The organism is Armatimonadota bacterium, assembly GCA_029907255.1.
In the GTDB taxonomy this organism is placed as follows: domain Bacteria; phylum Armatimonadota; class UBA5829; order DTJY01; family DTJY01; genus JAIMAU01.
The window spans coordinates 1-17,545 of record JARYMF010000003.1 but is presented as its reverse complement, the minus strand read 5'-3'; the positions used below and the strand labels follow the sequence as shown (position 1 = coordinate 17,545).

At 44.3% G+C, this 17,545-nt stretch carries 14 protein-coding genes and 1 tRNA gene; 7 read left to right on the top strand and 8 right to left on the bottom strand.

The window, feature by feature from the left end; all coding sequences use genetic code 11:
* Positions 1–17 precede the first annotated feature (17 nt).
* From xylB to QHH26_02790, 6 genes are all read right to left on the bottom strand, one after another.
* Entirely contained in the window at positions 18–1,553 is a 1,536-nt protein-coding gene (gene xylB, locus QHH26_02815) for a xylulokinase (GenBank protein MDH7480892.1), read from the bottom strand.
* A gap of 12 nt (positions 1,554–1,565) precedes the next feature.
* Positions 1,566–1,964, bottom strand: coding sequence for a HEPN domain-containing protein (locus QHH26_02810; protein MDH7480891.1), 399 nt, complete (start codon positions 1,962–1,964; stop codon positions 1,566–1,568).
* Positions 1,965–1,980: 16 nt separating this feature from the next.
* Positions 1,981–2,931: a nucleoside hydrolase gene (locus tag QHH26_02805; protein MDH7480890.1), complete on the bottom strand. Its 951-nt coding sequence runs from the start codon at positions 2,929–2,931 to the stop codon at positions 1,981–1,983.
* 129 nt (positions 2,932–3,060) lie between these two features.
* Positions 3,061–3,465, bottom strand: coding sequence for a hypothetical protein (locus QHH26_02800; protein MDH7480889.1), 405 nt, complete (start codon positions 3,463–3,465; stop codon positions 3,061–3,063).
* Positions 3,466–3,551: 86 nt separating this feature from the next.
* Entirely contained in the window at positions 3,552–5,024 is a 1,473-nt protein-coding gene (locus QHH26_02795; protein MDH7480888.1) for a M20/M25/M40 family metallo-hydrolase, read from the bottom strand.
* Between the two features lie 30 nt (positions 5,025–5,054).
* Positions 5,055–6,215 carry a DUF1343 domain-containing protein gene (locus QHH26_02790; protein ID MDH7480887.1) on the bottom strand — a complete coding sequence of 387 codons (1,161 nt, stop codon included), beginning with the start codon at positions 6,213–6,215 and terminating at the stop codon, positions 5,055–5,057.
* A 124-nt stretch (positions 6,216–6,339) separates the two neighbouring features.
* Here QHH26_02790 and QHH26_02785 point away from each other — a divergent pair.
* The 5 genes from QHH26_02785 (at position 6,340) to hemL (ending at position 11,624) form a co-directional block, all read left to right on the top strand.
* Positions 6,340–6,415: transfer RNA gene (locus tag QHH26_02785), tRNA-Ala, on the top strand.
* Positions 6,416–6,631: 216 nt separating this feature from the next.
* On the top strand, positions 6,632–7,654 hold the full coding sequence (aroF, locus tag QHH26_02780; GenBank protein MDH7480886.1) for a 3-deoxy-7-phosphoheptulonate synthase: 1,023 nt from the start codon (positions 6,632–6,634) through the stop codon (positions 7,652–7,654).
* A gap of 18 nt (positions 7,655–7,672) precedes the next feature.
* Positions 7,673–9,109: a radical SAM protein gene (locus QHH26_02775; GenBank protein ID MDH7480885.1), complete on the top strand. Its 1,437-nt coding sequence runs from the start codon at positions 7,673–7,675 to the stop codon at positions 9,107–9,109.
* A gap of 246 nt (positions 9,110–9,355) precedes the next feature.
* Entirely contained in the window at positions 9,356–10,045 is a 690-nt protein-coding gene (locus QHH26_02770; GenBank protein ID MDH7480884.1) for a hypothetical protein, read from the top strand.
* Between the two features lie 292 nt (positions 10,046–10,337).
* A complete protein-coding gene (gene hemL, locus QHH26_02765) occupies positions 10,338–11,624 on the top strand; it encodes a glutamate-1-semialdehyde 2,1-aminomutase (GenBank protein ID MDH7480883.1) in 1,287 nt (428 codons plus the stop codon).
* An 8-nt stretch (positions 11,625–11,632) separates the two neighbouring features.
* Here hemL and QHH26_02760 read toward each other — a convergent pair whose 3' ends face one another.
* On the bottom strand, positions 11,633–13,144 hold the full coding sequence (locus tag QHH26_02760) for a M48 family metalloprotease (GenBank protein MDH7480882.1): 1,512 nt from the start codon (positions 13,142–13,144) through the stop codon (positions 11,633–11,635).
* Between the two features lie 222 nt (positions 13,145–13,366).
* On the opposite strand from QHH26_02760, the gene QHH26_02755 reads away from it, so the two are divergent.
* Positions 13,367–14,941, top strand: coding sequence for a cellulase family glycosylhydrolase (locus QHH26_02755; protein MDH7480881.1), 1,575 nt, complete (start codon positions 13,367–13,369; stop codon positions 14,939–14,941).
* Between the two features lie 83 nt (positions 14,942–15,024).
* Complete coding sequence (polX, locus tag QHH26_02750) at positions 15,025–16,827, top strand: DNA polymerase/3'-5' exonuclease PolX (protein MDH7480880.1); 1,803 nt, start codon at positions 15,025–15,027, stop codon at positions 16,825–16,827.
* A gap of 13 nt (positions 16,828–16,840) precedes the next feature.
* Here the strand turns inward: polX and QHH26_02745 are convergent.
* The coding region (locus QHH26_02745) for a DUF4838 domain-containing protein (GenBank protein MDH7480879.1) at positions 16,841–17,545 on the bottom strand (705 nt) is incomplete at its 5' end.

The window sequence follows — 17,545 nt, the reverse complement described above, 5'->3', positions numbered from 1 at the left end:
TAAGAGCATGCAACAGCTCACGCTGTTTTAACTATTTCAGACACAATTCGAAACTGCTCTTTCAATGCGGGATATAGCGCCCTGTAAACTGCATAGAACCGGTCATAAAGTGCTTTGTTTTTGAAATTTGGATGTGTTGAGGAGACAACCTTGATGGTGCTTCGGCAAGCTTCTTCGACACTTGGATAGATTCCTATCCCAACAGACGCCAAAAGCGCTGCTCCAAATGCCGGACCTTCATCTACGTTGATCGTTACATGCTCCATGCCGGTTATGTCAGCTTGAATTTGTCGCCATACAGCACTCCGAGCACCGCCACCAGAAGCGCGCACTTGTTTTATGGGTACTTGCATTTCGTGAAGAATTTCGAAAGAATCGCGAAGTCCGTAAGCCACGCCTTCATAAACAGCTCTTACAAAATGGCGTTTTGTATGCCTAAGCGTAATTCCAAAGAAAGCTCCTCTCGCATTAGGGTCTGCATAAGGTGTTCGCTCTCCGGTCAGATAAGGCAGAAAAATTAATCCCTCACATCCCGGTTCCACACTTGCAACTTCCTCTGAAAGGATATCATAAGGGTCAACGCCTCTTTTTCTTGCTTCGGCAACCTCGACATCCGCTAAAGTGTCTCTATACCACCGTAATGATCCCCCTGCGGATAACATAACACCCATTACATGCCATTTTCCTGGCACAGCATGGCAAAATGTGTGCACCCTTAGTCCAGGGTCTACAACAGGCTTGTCGACAAATGCGAAAACAACACCTGAAGTACCAACAGTCGAAGATATTATGCCTGTCTCCACAACACCATTTCCGACTGCGCCAGCAGCTTGGTCACCTCCACCGCCTACGACAGGTGTTCCAGCATTAAGACCAGTCATCTCTGCGGCTTCCTCGGTAACTTCTCCAGTAATCTCTGGCGATTCGTAAACCTTAGGCATCCATTCACGAGGAATCCCTATCCCATCAAGCATCTCATCCGCCCATTTTCGCTCCCTAACATTGAAAAGCGAAGTACCGGACGCATCCGAAACATCGCTGGCGAATTCCCCTGTTAGCTTAAACCTTATATAGTCTTTCGGCAACAAAACTTTCCGAACTTTTGCATAATTTTCCGGCTCATTATTTCTCAACCAAATAATTTTTCCGGCAGTAAACCCAGTAAGCACCGGATTGCTTGTAAGCTCGACGACCTTTTCCTTTCCGATTGCCTCGGTTATCCAATTGCATTCGGCTTCAGTTCGCTGATCGCACCAGAGAATACTAGGTCGAATGACTTGGTTACGCTCATCAAGAAAAACTGCGCCATGCATTTGTCCTGTTAGCCCAATCGCTTTTATTTCAGCCGGATCAACTTTTGATTCAATAAGAACATTGCGGATGGTTGAAATCGTAGCATGCCACCAGTCCCCAGGGTTTTGTTCGGCCCAGAGGGGTTTGGGTGTACTCAGTGGATAAGAATCGGTTGCTGATGAAACTATACGTCCTGACTCATCAATTAAGAGAGTTTTAGTCCCGCTTGTTCCGATATCAATACCCAGTAAATAAGCCATTTAAGTACCCCCTTAAAGCAAAGTTTTCACCCATTCAATGATTTTTTCTGCAGCCCTTAAACGAGTCTCAGCTGATTCGCGGTCATACATTTGTGCTGGAATCCCTCCACAAGCTTCAGGGTCTCTAGAAGCAAGAAATTCGGCATTTAACTTTGCGGCCTCATTCATTACATCTACGGGCGCATTCAACATGTTTGCCATTTGGGTTAAATGGTGTCCTTTGAGGTTTTTATTGAGCCTTTCCAACGCCGCTGCCTTCAGCGCCTTTTCCGCAGCTTGCTGACTAAAAAACACACTAGCGTAATATTTGCCCGCATCTAATAGACTTACAGCGGTTGCAAAATCCGCCCTTGCTTGAACCCAGAAAGCTTGTGCTAATTTCCTTGATGATACCCAGCTGTTCTTTTCCAACTATTAAACCTTTCACTTAAATACTTTTCATTGCAGACAATATCCGCGGGTGAAATAAACTGTTGAAAAGTTCTATATCAACCGATTTTGCAACTCTTATCAACGAAGTTTCATTTGCTTTTTCATAAGTGATTAATCCTGCTATGTCAGTGCTGACTGCCGCGCTTACTGGGATTAATTCCACGACTTTTGGTTCAAAAGCCGCCGCCACGCCAAGCGCATCGTGCATGATGGCATAATCCCTGCCAGTAATATTAAGCCATTCACTAGTCATATGAAAGAAAAATTGCGATAAATCAGTATCTGCTGCTTCGATAGCAGCCAGGTGTTCACGCGTAAGCGAGGTTTTTAATGTAACATTTAGTCCGACAATTGTAACCGGCAAGCCAAACCCCAAGACCACAGCACAAGCCTCTGGATCCAAACGAACATTGTGTTCGATGCCTGCGTTTTCTTGTCCAAAACCATTAAATGTTGATGCCATTGAAACTATGCCTTTTAGGCACCGCATCTCGTTGGGGAACATCCCAATTGCTGCCGCCGCATTCGTCATCGGGCCAATAGTAATCAATGTAATTTTCCCCGGATTCTCAGCGGCTATGCGCGCTATGAACTCAGGAGCATGTTCAGATATTGCATGCAAATTCTCTACATCAGAAAAGTCGAGTCCTCTACCCTCATGGCCACCCCAATAAATGGGCCTATCAGCCTTTAACGGATGGCTTAGACCTTTAGCCACGGGAATATCGGTTCGTCCAAAAAGCTTGAGCAGCTTAAGTGTTATTCTTTCGCGCGTTTCGAGGTCTGCGTGAACCAGTGTAATCCCTTTGACATTTATCTCGGGGGAAGAAAGCGCAAAGAGTAAAGCATATGCATCATCTACATCAGTTCCGATATCGGTGTCTATTATGACGTCTATCGGAAGTTTAGCACCACAGCACTCGTTTTTATTGATTATAGATTCCACGATTTTACTTATAGCATAAACTTTGTTTACAAACAAGCTTCAGGATTGGAAAGAAAATTAAAAAGCGGATAAGACAAAGGTCTTATCCGCTCCTTGCCTTCCCTGGCATCGCTTGCTCTGGCCATAGAGCTAAGCTAAAACGCCCATTGTTGGCCTTGCCTTTGGGAGTGCCATTCTAGCATTCCTTAACCACTCTTGGGCAAGCTTTGAGACTGTAGTATTGTTAGCTTTTGCATCTCTGGGCGTAACAGTCATAAGAAGACTTCTACCTACCATGATTGCTATACAATCTCCTTTGGGCACGAGATAAATTGCACTAGGGCTCAGCCTCTCATATCCCAAAATATATGCAAGTCTTTCATTTATACGCTCAATCCTTTGAGTCGGCGTTAACCCACCAGCGGGTACTCTGGCGATAGCAATAAGCTCGCCTGCAACAACGACTTGCTCATTCATTGTAAAAGCAGATGCAATTGCCGCAAATGACGTTATTGCAAACAAAGCAACAATGAAAATTAATAAAAGCCTCTTCATCCTCACTCACACCTCCTTGGTCACAAAAGTGACATCATCTTCGGAGGTTTTATACCCCTTCCACATTACCCACAAACTCCCCAGCCCTACTCATTTGCCGCGCGCCAGGTAGCAACAACAGCTAGCCTTGCAGCATGCTCGAGCACATTCATATTAAGAGAAGTAGGCACGTCCCTGGGCGTATGATAGTTTGGGTGTTCGCCAGAAGCATAAATTAGAAAGCTGGGTATTTTTTTACGCGCCAAAGCAAGATGATCACTAGGGCCTACTCGTGTATTGAAGGAAAGAGTGATACCTAAGTCCGAAGCACTCTCTTTTAAAATCGAAAGTGAATCGTGAGAAGTACCAACAGCAACAAATGCTTTTGGGGTACCAATTCCTACCATGTCGAGATTGATGTTCAAACGAACCGTTTTCAGCGGAAACGGAGGATTTGCAACAAAATAATTGCTTCCCACAAGACCTGCTTCCTCTGCAGTCCAAGCGATAAAGACAATTGTCCGCCTTGGTTTAAGCATTGTATCTTTTAGAACATCTGCTATTTCAATGAGAACCGAGGTTCCTGAAGCGTTATCGTCAGCACCTGGGAAAAATTGGCCTCCAGCACCAACGCCAATGTGGTCATAGTGCGCACCTACAATGATGATTTCATTTGAAATTAAAGGGTCAGACCCCGGAAGAACACCTATGACGTTAAATGTGCGGCGAGCAGGGTCACAAACCTGCGGTATCCGAAGTTCCACCTCTGCCCCTTGTGCGCCTCGGGGCAGATTCAATGGCTTCATTGATGCCAACTGCTCGATATTCAAGCCTGCTGGTGCAAGCAATTCATTTGCGACCTTCCTATCAATTGTAATACACGGAAAATCAGCAATTGGTCCAGAAAGCCCGATGTTTGCGCCAAATCCTTCCTGAAAGGCGTGAGGATTATAGATTAAACATGCCACAGCCCCTTGCTGATATGCAGTAGCTATTTTGTGTGCTAGAGTTGCCCCTGATACATTTGCCACCATTGGTGGCCTTCCCGAAATCCACAATACAATCTTTCCATTTACGTTGATACCTGAGTAATCGTTGTATCCTGATTGCGAATCATTTATGCCGTAACCAACAAAAACTACCTTAGATTTTAATTTTATGCCTCCATTGCCATTAAAGTCTCTATACGAAAACCTTCGCATTCTTTGGAGCATGCCTTTGTTCGACTGCACAGCATATGTAAGGACAGCTTCTATTTCATCCTTCTTTTTGACAAGAGAATAGCGCATTGTAAGCGACTGAAGATAGCCATTAATTCCAGGCAAAGGGTAAAGTCCGGCGCTCCTAAATCTCGAAACCAAGTAATCGGCAACCGCCTTGTTCTCTGGACTTCCTGCACGTCTACCCCCAAAATCGCGACTACATAAGCGGTTGATAGTTGTAACCATACGATGAAGGCTAATTGCACCGAGGAGCTTCTCCTCATCGTTACTCAGAGAAGCGTTGGCAGGAGCAACTAAACTTGAAAGGAGAACAACAAAAATTATAGACCTTCGAAGTGCCCCGCAGTTACTGCGCATTTAAAAATTCTAAGCGCCTATTTTCTAGATTTATGAATAAAGTAAGTATTCCTGTCTTACTTGTTTGAACTGGTAAAATTCATTCTCCCAAGATTCGATTATTTCATCAACCGTCTTTCCATTCATAATTGCGAGTCTTACCTTATCAGTTCCGAGCAGAAGGTCAAAATGCGTCTTACCAGAAGGTCCCGGCGGACGGAATTGAAAATCGTTGGGGAACAAATCATGAAATGCCTTAATCAGATGGAGTCCAATTCGCACAGCATTTACTTTTTCTCTTTGAAAAATGTGAATTTGAACGCCGTTACAAGGTTCGTTTTGATGCTTTGAAGCCGTCGGGATAAAGCTTGCTGGCCGAAAACCTACCCCATCAAGCTCAACAGAATTTAGATATTCAGCAAGTTTATATCCATCAGCCCAAGGTGCACCCACCATTTCAAAAGGCTTGCTTGTACCTCGGCCCTCTGATACATTTGTTCCTTCAATAAAACACGTTCCAGGGAAAAGCAAAGCGGATTCTAATGTTGGCAGGTTCGGTGACGGCATCACCCAAGGCAACCCAGTCTCATCAAACCACATTGCTCTTTTCCAACCCTGGACGGGTACAACCTCTAGATTAGCACCAAAAGCATACTGATTATTGAAAAATATTGCTAGCTCCCCAATTGTCATGCCATGTCTAATAGGAATTGGATGCAAACCAACAAACGAAGAAAATTCCTTTTCTAAGATATTTCCTTCGACCGCGATACCTGTAATTGGATTAGGCCTATCTAAAACGATGAACTGCTTCCCATTCTCGGCGCATGCTTGCATAGCCAGAGACATTGTATAGGTATATGTATAAAATCTTGCACCAACATCCTGCAGGTCATAGACAAGCACGTCCACATTCTCAAGCATTTCAGGCGTTGGTTTTCTAGTGGGGCCATATAGACTATAGACGGGGATGCCCGTGCGCGGATCCTTTCCCGACGGTATTTCTTTTCCATCCGCAACGTCGCCTCGCACACCATGTTCTGGTCCAAATAAAGCTGTGATATTTACACCAACATCAATAAGAACATCCACAATATGCGCCAAGTTGCTGGCGACCGCACTATGGTTTGTTATAACCCCTACTCGCTTTCCACGGACTAAGCCGAGTTCTCTTTCCACCAAAACATCAAGACCAGGTTTAACTTTCAACATCGTATCACCTCAATGTTGCATTCAAAATAATAATGGGGCATTTGCCTTCCGCTATTCTGCTTTGTTTGCGAAGCTTGTTTCAGTTGACGCCGCCGAGAAAAGTCTGTTATAATACAATTCGAGTGGGGCAGTGGCTCAGTTGGGAGAGCGCGTCCTTCGCACGGACGAGGTCGGGGGTTCGAATCCCCTCTGCTCCACCAATTTTTACTTTAGATGCCCGCCCTGGTAAACTTGTGTGAAATAAATGCAAGTTTACGAATTTACCAAGTATCCCTTGCACACCATTCCCAAGCTCATCAGTATTCTAGCATCTTTGCCACCGAACAGCAAGCGCATTGATACATGCATCAATACTATCGAGCTTTGAATTATCATGAAAATCCAATTCTTGTTATAATTACTGACGGAGAAAGCTTATGATAATCATTATGAAAACATCGGCTACGCCCGAGCAAATCAAGGCTGTGGAAAGCGAAATATGTAATATTGGACTAAGACCGTTTATCAACCCCGGTGTTGAACGCAAAGTTATTGCTGTATTAGGAGCCCTTGATGCAAAGAAGGCAGATCTTGTGGAACATTTCAGCTCATTTCCGGGTGTTGAGCGCGTTGAATTGATTTCCCACCTCTGGAAACTTGCATCCCGCGAGTATCACCCAGCCGATACAGTAGTTGAAGTCAATGGAATTAAAATTGGCGGAAAGCAAATAATAATAGCAGCAGGCCCATGTAGCGTAGAATCCGAAAATCAAACTATTGAGATTGCTTATCGAGTAAAAGAAGCTGGCGCCCACATGCTCAGAGGTGGAGCCTTTAAACCACGAACATCACCTTATTCCTTCCAGGGGCTCGGTGAAGAAGCACTAAAAATACTTGCCAAAGCTCGCGAAAAAACTGGCTTGCCAGTTGTAACCGAAGTAATGGATCCGCATCACGTTGACCTAGTTGCTAAATATGCTGATGTCCTCCAAATTGGAACACGCAACATGCAAAACTATCCTTTGCTAAAACAAGTTGGCGCAACAAAACACGCCGTTCTACTTAAGCGAGGACTTGGGTGCAAAATCAGAGATCTGCTTATGTCGGCCGAGTATATTATCTCGGAGGGCAATCAAAATGTAATCCTATGCGAGCGTGGCATCACCACCTTTGAAGACTCGACTCGCCACACGACAGACATCAATGCAATTCCAGTTCTTAAACATTGGACACACTTGCCGGTTTTTATAGACCCCAGCCACTCAACAGGTGAGTGGCGCTATGTGCCCTCTGTCTCAAAAGCGGCAATTGCCGCCGGAGCAGATGGGCTTTTAATAGAAGTGCATAATAACCCATCATCTGCGCTCAGCGACGGCCCGCAGTCATTGCTACCCCAAAAATTCGAAGACCTGATGAAGCAACTTAAAAGAATCGCTGAAGCAGTGGATAGAGAATTATAGATAAAAGCGGAGGTAACCTTGGCACAAGTTACCCTAATAAACCCAAATCGAATGAAGCCTGCAGTTGCTCCACTGGCACTAGAGTATATCGCGGAATCGCTTGCTTCATCAGGTCATTCGGTCACAATCCTAGACCTTTGCTTCTCAGAAAATTGGCAATCAGATGTTGACCGCCATTTTAGCTCATATCACCCTGATGTTATTGGCATGACGATTCGAAACACCGACGATTGCTACTTTGCCAGCCGCGACTTTTTCGTTCCCTTTTATGCTGAAATTGTTGCCAGAATTAAATTCCTGACAAATGCACCGATTGTTCTGGGAGGCGCTGGGCTTTCGGTTGCACCAAAGGCAATAATTGATTTAACCAACGCAAACTATGCAATCTGCGGTGACGGAGAATTTGCCTTCCCGCTGTTAGTCGAACGAATAGCTAATAAAGAAAACCCCTTTGATATACCAGGCCTAGTCTATCGGACGCAAAATGGTATACATGCTAATTCCCCCGAATGGCAAGAATTAGCGAAATTACCGGTTAGGACTAGACGATGGTTAGACAATCGCCGCTACTTTAAAGAGGGCGGCCAGGCTGGAGTCGAAACAAAGCGAGGGTGCAACCAAAAATGCATCTATTGCGCCGACCCGGTTGGGAAGGGACGCACATGCCGACTTCGACCTCCAAAACACATAATTGCCGAAATTAAATCTCTAGTAGAACAGGGAGTCGATTGTCTGCATCTGTGTGATAGCGAATTCAATATTCCTATTTCCCACGCAGAAGCAATTTGCAAAGAAATCATCAACACTGACCTAAAAGACCAGATTACTTGGTATACTTATGCAAGCCCAGTACCGTTCACAGACGAACTAGCAGAGCTTATGAAGTCAGCCGGCTGTGTTGGTATAGATTTTGGTGCAGATAGCGCAGATGATTTGGTACTTAAAGCATTAGGCCGCAATTTCAACTCGGAGGACTTGCGAAGAACCGCAGAGATATGCCATAAACACAGAATAACGTTTATGTATGACCTTTTGCTAGGCGGTCCGGGCGACAGTAGAGAATCAATTCGGCGCACTATTGCCATGATGAAAGAAATTTCTCCCTCCCGCGTTGGTGTTTCGCTCGGGGTGAGGATATATGACGGCACAAAAATCGGCGAATTGGTGAGAAGCCAAGGCTTATCACCTAAAAACCCCAATCTCCACGGAGTAATTGAGGGTAACGATAGCTTCCTAGAACCGATTTACTACCTATCAGCAGACCTCGGAACGGACATCGAAGAATACGTAAGCGAGCTTATTGACGGTGACCCCAGATTCTTCCATGCTTCTAGGGCTCAAATAGACAGCAACTACAACTACAATGATAATAGCGTTCTAGTCCAAGCTATCCGTAGAGGTGCACGTGGCGCATATTGGGACATCCTACGGCGATTGCAGGAAAACGAAATATAGCAACTTCTTGAATTCAGCCTTCCTAATTTTTTCGCAAACGCAGGTTGTTTATCGAGGGTTTTGACAACCTCCAAAGACCCCTACTTTCTAGTTAAATCGATTCCAAGCTCAAAACGTACTGTGCAATAATCTGGTATAAATACCAGATTATTATCAAGTCTGTTGACAGTTGCCACCTGCGAAAATAAAATGTTGTTAGTTGTTCCGTTTATATCCGATAATACTGCCACCGAGGAGGTGGTCTGGATGATTAGAAAATTACTGCTCATCTTGCTCTTAATCTCCATTATAACCGCTCCTCTAGCAGCCAGCCAAGAAGAGTGGCTTTGGTTTTTTAAGGCATCCGACCCTGATGGCGCCAGTGGTGCACCAGGTGGGTACATTGGCACCACCAATAATGACATTGACGGCTACCAAAGCACAAGGGATAAATATCTCGATTTAAGCCTCCTAAGCGCATCCGCATCCTATGGTGTCTACCATGTCAATGGCTCGGATTGGAGCGGACCTACTGGCTATTACAGACAGGATATGCGTGCTCCTTTAAACGAAAGCAATAAGGAAAAAAGTTGGCATCCGCTCTATGTCTGGGCAGGACCTAACTATCAAGGCAATGTGATTAAACTCTCTTGGAGTCCCGGCATGAGCGGAAACTACCTGCCCGTTGATTCTGTGAGCTATATACTAACTTTATTGGATAACAAGGGAATTCCAGGAGCCCCAGCAAACGGTACATTTTGGATTCTTTCGCCTCAAATATCCGGCTCAATACACCTACCGGTGCTGAGAACCTCCAACCCAAATATTGATGGATATGTCTTCCAATTCAAAGCTTCACTTATTCCAGAACCAGGGAGCTTTGCAACCATAATAGTTGGCATGCTTGGAATAGCAGGGAATTGGCTTAGAAGACGAAAAATAGCAAAAACCTGGTAATTTTTCCAGTAAGCATTTTTAACAGGTTGCGGAACAATTAGAATGCGCGTGTCCCTTACTTACCTCCTTTTAAAGTTGCCTTGCCCTTAATTGCAAGGCAACTTTAAATTTAATAGCCTTTTATCTAACTCTACCTACTTCCGCAGATAGAATATCTTTGCTAGACTAATATCCAAAGCGCTTCTAAGTTTCACGAAAAATATTCTTCGGGAACTTTAGCTAAAAGACTAACAATTATCAGCTTGGTTAGATTTGAAAAACAACTATTGTTCTTCAACTCCAGGAGGAAAATATGGAAACACAAACATCCGCCAGATTATTCGAAGAAGCACAGAAATACATTCCAGGCGGCGTAAATAGCCCAGTCCGAGCATTCAGGGCAGTCGGCGGCAAGCCCCTTTTCATAACACGTGGAAAAGGCGCATATATTTGGGATGCGGACGACAACCGATTTATAGATTATGTTGGCTCATGGGGCCCACTAATTTTAGGCCATGCGCATCCTCTTGTTGTGAACGCAATCTGCAAGACCGCAGAACGAGGACTAAGTTTTGGAGCAACAACTGAAGGCGAAATCGAACTTGCGAAATTGATAGTTTCGGCAGTGCCATCAATTGAGATGGTAAGGTTGGTTAGCTCGGGCACCGAAGCTGTGATGAGTGCAGTTCGCGTTGCACGCGGATATACAGGCCGCGATAAGATTGTAAAGTTCGAAGGTGGATACCATGGACACGCCGATTCCCTTCTCGCTAAAGCCGGGTCAGGTTTAGCAACTTTTGGTATCCCCGATAGTGCGGGAGTCCCGCCTTCCATAACTTCCGATACTATTGTACTTCCATATAACGATATTGATGCCGTGCGTATGCTTCTTGAATCAATCGGAAAAGAAATTGCTTGCATTATTGTCGAACCTGTCGCGGGAAATATGGGCGTAGTCCTGCCTAAGGAAAACTACCTAGCAGACCTTCGCGAATTAACGCATAAATATGGCATTGTCTTAATTTTCGATGAAGTTATTACAGGTTTTCGCCTTGCATATGGCGGAGCACAAGAGCTATACGGCGTAATTCCAGATTTGACAACCTTGGGCAAAATTATTGGCGGAGGTCTCCCTATCGGTGCATATGGCGGGAGACAAGAGATTATGGAGAAAGTCGCACCTCTGGGTCCCGTCTACCAAGCAGGAACTCTCTCTGGGAATCCTATTGCTGTTGCTGCTGGAATTGAAACCTTGCGAATTCTGCGTGATGAAAACCCTTATTCCACTATTGAGAAAAGAACAAGCCGCCTTGCCGACTCCTTAGCTGAAGCAGCTGGGAATTGCGGCATAGATGTTGCCATAAACCAAATTGGCTCTATGCTGACCGTTTTCTTCACAAATGAGAATGTGATTGACTATACTACTGCCAAAACTTCAGACACCCACCGTTATGCTACATTTTTCCAGGCAATGTTAGAAGAGGGCATTTACCTGGCGCCATCACAATTTGAAGCAGCATTTGTTTCAGCCGCACATACAGACGAGGATATTGACAAAACAATTGAAGCAAGCAAAAGGGCGATGTGCAAGCTACCTTAGAATAAAACTCAAGGCAACAATTTTACTATTTCTACAAAAGACTTGAGGCGGTCAATAGAATCGACATATTTAGTTTGATTTTCGCAGGTTGCCACTGCCAGACCAGAATCCACTTTGCCTAGCTCCGACAGATATTGTGCTGTCTTCTCCATATCTGCCTTATATTCCTCAATATATTTCAAACGATCCTCAGCCTTTGGATGCGTTCGAAGCCAGCTTGCGATTTTAATATCATTTGACAACTCCATATCCAAAAGCTTTCCAAGGAGAATAAAATTAGACTCTGGGTCGAACGATGTTCGTCTCACGTACATATACCCATATCGGTCAGCTTCCTTCTCATACTTTCGGTCGTAACCTCGCATTACGAGCTCTCGCACGAATTCGGCAAGAATGCTCATATCCTGGCCTGAAATAACACTCACCAATATTCCAATCGCAGCTGTTTTTTGCGCTCGCCTATACTGTTTCAAACCGTGCTCTTGTTCAACATGAGCAATTTCATGAGCAAGAACACAAGCGAGCTCATCATCCGACTCCAAAACATCCAGCATTCCCGAAGTAACATAGACATATCCGCCTGGTGCAGCAAATGCATTTATCTCACCCGAGTTTAGGACTGTGAAAATATAGTTGCGTTTTTTAAAACCGTTCGCCGCCAATATTTGGCGGCCTACTTTATCAACCCTTTCATGAAGCTGAGGATTTGTAGAAACGCGATAGTAGTATTCAATAAAACCTGCCACCTCAGCTCCAAGCATTGCTTCTGTGCTCTCAGCGCCAATTCTTTTACATAACTCCGGAAAACAAATCGCACAAGGCTTATAACCCAACTTCACAGCTTCGGATTGGTCAAGCTCCTGAGCGTTAACTGTCTTGGGCGGCAAATGGTGTGACCTCAACAGATGATAAAGCTTGCTCTTTGGGTTGCATAAAACTTTGCTCTCATGCGAATTCTTCGGCTCTCTTACTTTCATTCCGGGGATTTCTCGCTGCATGCGTTCAACAATAGAATCAGCAACTGATTGAACAAATGCTGGTCGCTCAAGCTCACTTTTGAGATTAAGGGGCCCAAGGTCAAGCTCCACAACCTTATCGCCTCTTATGTCATAAACCACCATGTCTAAGCTTATAAAATAACTTTTACCATATTTCACGAATACTTCTATATTTCCAACAAGGATGCCTTCAGCCTGAAGATTGCGTCGAATGCGATCGCTTCTAGCTATTAACTCTGGAAACTCTAACAGTTTCTTGTAACTATCGTTCTTCAGCACTGCTTTAGCTTCCGGCGAAAAAGCCTCTTGTAATTCCAAAGCCCTTGCCCCACCCTGCTCAGCAACCGTCTTGGCAAAGGCGTCTCGAAGCTCCTTTTCAATCTTGCCGTCATCTACCTCCTCTGATTTCCCCAAAATTGCTATGACGGCTCTAAATTGAGATGCGGACTCCTGAGCATATACAAATTCACCAAGGTGGGCAAAAAATAAAAGTGCAAAGAACATGCATAGCTTTCTCGACATTTTTAGAAACCTTCCCTGCCAAAACGCTATCTTATATACACCACTGAGGCCATTATATGCAGCCACCATTAAGGCTGTCAAACAACTATTAATTTCATACTTTTCCAAGATACCATGCTTGAAGGGCTATTATATCCAGATAGTTCATTACTACTAAGCGAAGTAATACCGCCCTTTACCCGCTTAACATTTTTTCGTATACTCAACACAAAGGTGATTAACATGTGCAAATATTTGATAGCTTTCTCAATTGCTTGTGTAATTACTATCCCTGCTACCGCAGCAAAAAGTAAAGAATTGATTTCTCCTTTTGGTATCGGATTGCATTCTATACAAGGTGATGTCAAAGAACACCAAATAGCCATCGAACAGTGCAAGGATGCCGGCATTAAGCTGGTGCGCGATGAGGTGCTTTGGCAGAATGTTGAAAAGGAAAAAGGCGTTCTCAAAATTGAAGACAAAGTCATGCAAAACATCGAAAATACACTGAAAGCTGGTCTTGAAATACTCCTAATTCTCGACTACGGCAATCCTCTATATGACAATGGAAACGCTCCGGTGTCAAAAGAAGCTGTTGAAGCATTTGCGAGGTACTGTGAGTTCATGACTAGATCGCTAAAAGGCAAGGTCAAATACTGGGAAGTTTGGAACGAACCAAATATCTTCTTTTGGAAACCTGCCCCAAATGCAAAAGACTATACCAATCTTTTGAAGGCTGCTTATAAAGCTTGCAAGAAAGGCAACCCTGACTGCAAAGTCATTGGTGCCTGCACATCCGGCATAGATTTAACTTTCATCGAGGCAATTCTAAAAGAAGGTGGGGCGAAATTTATGGACGCAATTTCTGTCCACCCTTACTGCTATCCAGACACGCCGGAACATGCAAACCTTGCCGCTAATTTATTACAGTTACGAGAATTGATTGATAAATATGGTATGAAAGGCAAGCCAATTTGGATTACCGAAATTGGCTGGCCAACGCATCAAAGCACAAATGGAGTAACACCTGAGGTTCAGGCGGCAATGCTCCCTCGCTCCTATATCGAGGCATTTTCTTCAGGTGTTGAGACAATCTTTTGGTATTGGCTTGGAAACGATGGTCCTGACCCAGCCTACAATGAGCATCATTTTGGACTTAGATTTGCAGATGGCTCACCAAAGCCAGCATTCCTCGCCTACAAAACAATGACAAGTGTTCTTGCCGAAGCCAAATTTGTCAATCCTTTTTGGATGAGCGAAGGAACGAAAGCATATCTATTTAGAAAAAATGACTCAGATATTCTGGCAATGTGGAGCGTAGACGGAAACAAAACAATTAGCTTCGTAATTAATAATCCCATAGAAATAACTAGCAGCTTAAATAACGAAAAAGACAAACTAACTTTGAAACCTGTTAATAATCTCGCTTCGCTCACTTTGACAGAAATCCCATGTTATGTAACTGTTGGAGGTAAGATAAATCCAGCTAGCATACTCCCGATAGGCGCATGTCAATTTTTGCCGCCACAGATGACAATAAAGCCCGGTGAAACTCAGTCTATAGGTATTCAAATTGCCAACCCAGGCAGCGATTCAATTGAAGGCGAGGTCAAAATATTATCGGAATTGGTAACCCCAAATATACTAAAGTTCAAAGTACAACCTGGCAAACGTGAGTTCCTAACATCCCGAATAAACATCCCAACTTCCTTCCCAAATGCCCTTCGTATACCTGCAGAGGTAACAATCAATGGAAGCTTAACAGCAAAACTCGAGCTCCTTGTAAAAACAGCACCCATTACCCAATCTGCAAACTGACGGACTCCTGTCTAGACTGGTTAACCGCTGAACGCAATGGGAAAAACTCAAATGAAGAATGATTTTCTTCAAAAGAGAGCCCTATGCGCAACGCCGAAATTGCAGAATTTCTAAACAATATTGCCGACATGCTCGAAATAAAGGGCGAAAACCCGTATAGAGTTCGAGCTTACCGCAACGCAGCCCGTGTAATCGAATCCCTTACAGAAGATATCGAGGATATCGCTCTTAGAGGTGAGCTCGACGAAGTTCCTAACATCGGCGAAAGCATAGCTGCAAAAATATCCGAATACCTTGAGACCGGCCGTTGTGAATATTATGAGCAACTAAAATCAGAAATTAACCCAGGAATTGCCAGATTACTAGAAGTACCCGGCGTTGGCCCTAAAAAAGCCAAATTATTTTATGAAGCGCTAGGCATAGATTCTGTTGAAAAACTTGAACAAGCAGCACGTGAGCACCGCCTTTCAAAGCTTCCGCGAATTAGCCAAAAGACCGAACAAAACATCCTAAACGCTATTGAACGCTTGAAAGCGAGAACAGGCCGAACGCCGCTTGGAATAGCTCTACCAACTGCATTAGAATTCCTTGAGATGCTACGCAGCTTTCCAGAAGTAAAGCGTGCTGATCTTGCCGGCAGTCTGCGCCGAATGCGAGAAACTATTGGAGATCTTGATCTTCTCGCTTCCTCCGACGAACTTGAAAAAGTAATGGACCGCTTTGTCAATTTGCCTATGGTAAAAGAAGTACTTGCAAAGGGGCCAACTAAAAGCAGTGTTGTTACTACAGATAATCTCCAAATTGATTTGCGTGTAATAAAACCACATGAGTACGGAGCGGCGTTGCAATATTTCACTGGCTCAAAGGCACATAACATTCACTTGCGAACAATTGCTGAAAGCCAAGGCTTAAAAATGAATGAATATGGTATCTTCCGCATATCCGACGGCAAGAGAATTGCGGGAGAAACAGAAGAGAGTATGTATGAAACACTCGGCATGGACTGGATGCCTCCCGAAATTCGTGAAGACATGGGCGAAATTGAGGCAGCACTAGAACACAGACTACCCCATTTAATTGAGGAGTCCGATCTTAAGGGTGATTTGCACGTGCATACCGACTGGAGTGATGGTCATAATACTTTAGAGGAAATGGTCAAATCAGCTCGCGAACGTGGGTTTGAATATCTTGTGATTTCAGACCATTCTGTATCTATGGGCTTTATCCATGGCCTCAGTTTGGACCGCATTTCTGAACAAAGAACTTTGATTGACGAACTCAATCGCAAATATCCCGACATACATATACTTCAGGGAATTGAAGTTAACATTCGTGCCGATGGTTCGCTAGACTATGACGATGATGTGCTTGCCCAGTTCGACGTGGTAACCGCATCCGTCCATAGCGGGATGGGGCAAAGTAGACGGGTTATTACCGAGCGAGTTATCAAAGCAATTAGCAACCCAAATGTGGATATTCTTGGCCACCCGACTGGACGAATTCTGGGCAAGCGTGACCCTTACGATCTAGACCTGGAGGCGGTCTTCCGTGTGGCAGCTGAAAATGGCACAGCAATGGAGATTAATTCAATGCCTGACCGTTTGGATTTAAAGGACACAGATGCTCGAATGGCGAAAGAAATGGGCGTAATGTTGGCAATAAATTCAGACGCCCACAGCACAGACCAGCTTCACGCGGTTCTTAAGTATGGAGTAGCCACCGCACGACGCGGATGGGCTGAACCCCAAAATGTTCTTAATGCTCTTCCCCTCAACAAACTACTCGAGTGGCTTAAAACAAAGCGAAAAAAACGCCCGCAAAAAGTAATACAAACTTCTGTGCTTCCCTTGAAAAATGAAAACTTCTGCCAGCCAGAAGGTTTTTAATACGAATAAATATCTACTTCCTTAATGGTTCAGCAAGCGAGTTAAACGTGTTGTCAATTCCCGTCCATTCGCAAAGTTGGGTTATTCCATCGGCTTTACACCGAGCGATGAAATCCTCAAGCCGCTTTAGCGTTTCTGCCTTCTGCTCAGGCGTTCCCTTTTCCCCTATTTGTTTGCATTCCCGGTATATTTTCACATACTCCAACGAAAGCCTGGCATGCTTCACCCGTCTTAGAACATCCTCATTGTCAGCCACCTTCTCTGCTTCATCAAAGAGCCTTTCACTCTCCGCTAGAATCTCTGGTGTTAGCCAAGGTTTATTTGGATCTTGCCAAATATCGCCATGAATGTTTTCTTTTCTCACTTTGTCATGGATTAAATCTAGAAACTGGCCAATGGGCTTCCCGGCTTTCCCAAAGAACCCATTGAGAAAATCAGCTATTATTGCCTTAGCATCCGCTTTTGTATTCCAAAGAAGCTTAGCGATAAGATATGCCTTCAAATCATCCATAAATCCAGCACCGCCATACGGACCCCAACCTGCATTATAAGTCCCCTGGCAGAAGATGCCCTTTACGCCGTGCTTCTTATACATTGGCAGGTCCGCCGCAAGCTCCTCAAGGTCAGGCAAAGGCATTAGGTAATGTGGAAATACAGTATTATAGTGCCAAATATAAAGAACATCCGCAATTTTATTCCAATTTCTCAAATTCTCCAT

What these genes read in the sequence shown, in the direction of transcription:
- QHH26_02755 (MDH7480881.1), top strand. Translation starts at nt 13,367, where the DNA reads ATGTGCAAATATTTGATAGCTTTCTCAATTGCTTGTGTAATTACTATC.
- QHH26_02795 (MDH7480888.1), bottom strand. Translation starts at nt 5,024, where the DNA reads ATGCGCAGTAACTGCGGGGCACTTCGAAGGTCTATAATTTTTGTTGTT.
- aroF (MDH7480886.1), top strand. Translation starts at nt 6,632, where the DNA reads ATGATAATCATTATGAAAACATCGGCTACGCCCGAGCAAATCAAGGCT.
- polX (MDH7480880.1), top strand. Translation starts at nt 15,025, where the DNA reads ATGCGCAACGCCGAAATTGCAGAATTTCTAAACAATATTGCCGACATG.
- QHH26_02800 (MDH7480889.1), bottom strand. Translation starts at nt 3,465, where the DNA reads ATGAAGAGGCTTTTATTAATTTTCATTGTTGCTTTGTTTGCAATAACG.
- xylB (MDH7480892.1), bottom strand. Translation starts at nt 1,553, where the DNA reads ATGGCTTATTTACTGGGTATTGATATCGGAACAAGCGGGACTAAAACT.
- hemL (MDH7480883.1), top strand. Translation starts at nt 10,338, where the DNA reads ATGGAAACACAAACATCCGCCAGATTATTCGAAGAAGCACAGAAATAC.
- QHH26_02790 (MDH7480887.1), bottom strand. Translation starts at nt 6,215, where the DNA reads ATGTTGAAAGTTAAACCTGGTCTTGATGTTTTGGTGGAAAGAGAACTC.
- QHH26_02760 (MDH7480882.1), bottom strand. Translation starts at nt 13,144, where the DNA reads ATGTCGAGAAAGCTATGCATGTTCTTTGCACTTTTATTTTTTGCCCAC.
- QHH26_02770 (MDH7480884.1), top strand. Translation starts at nt 9,356, where the DNA reads ATGATTAGAAAATTACTGCTCATCTTGCTCTTAATCTCCATTATAACC.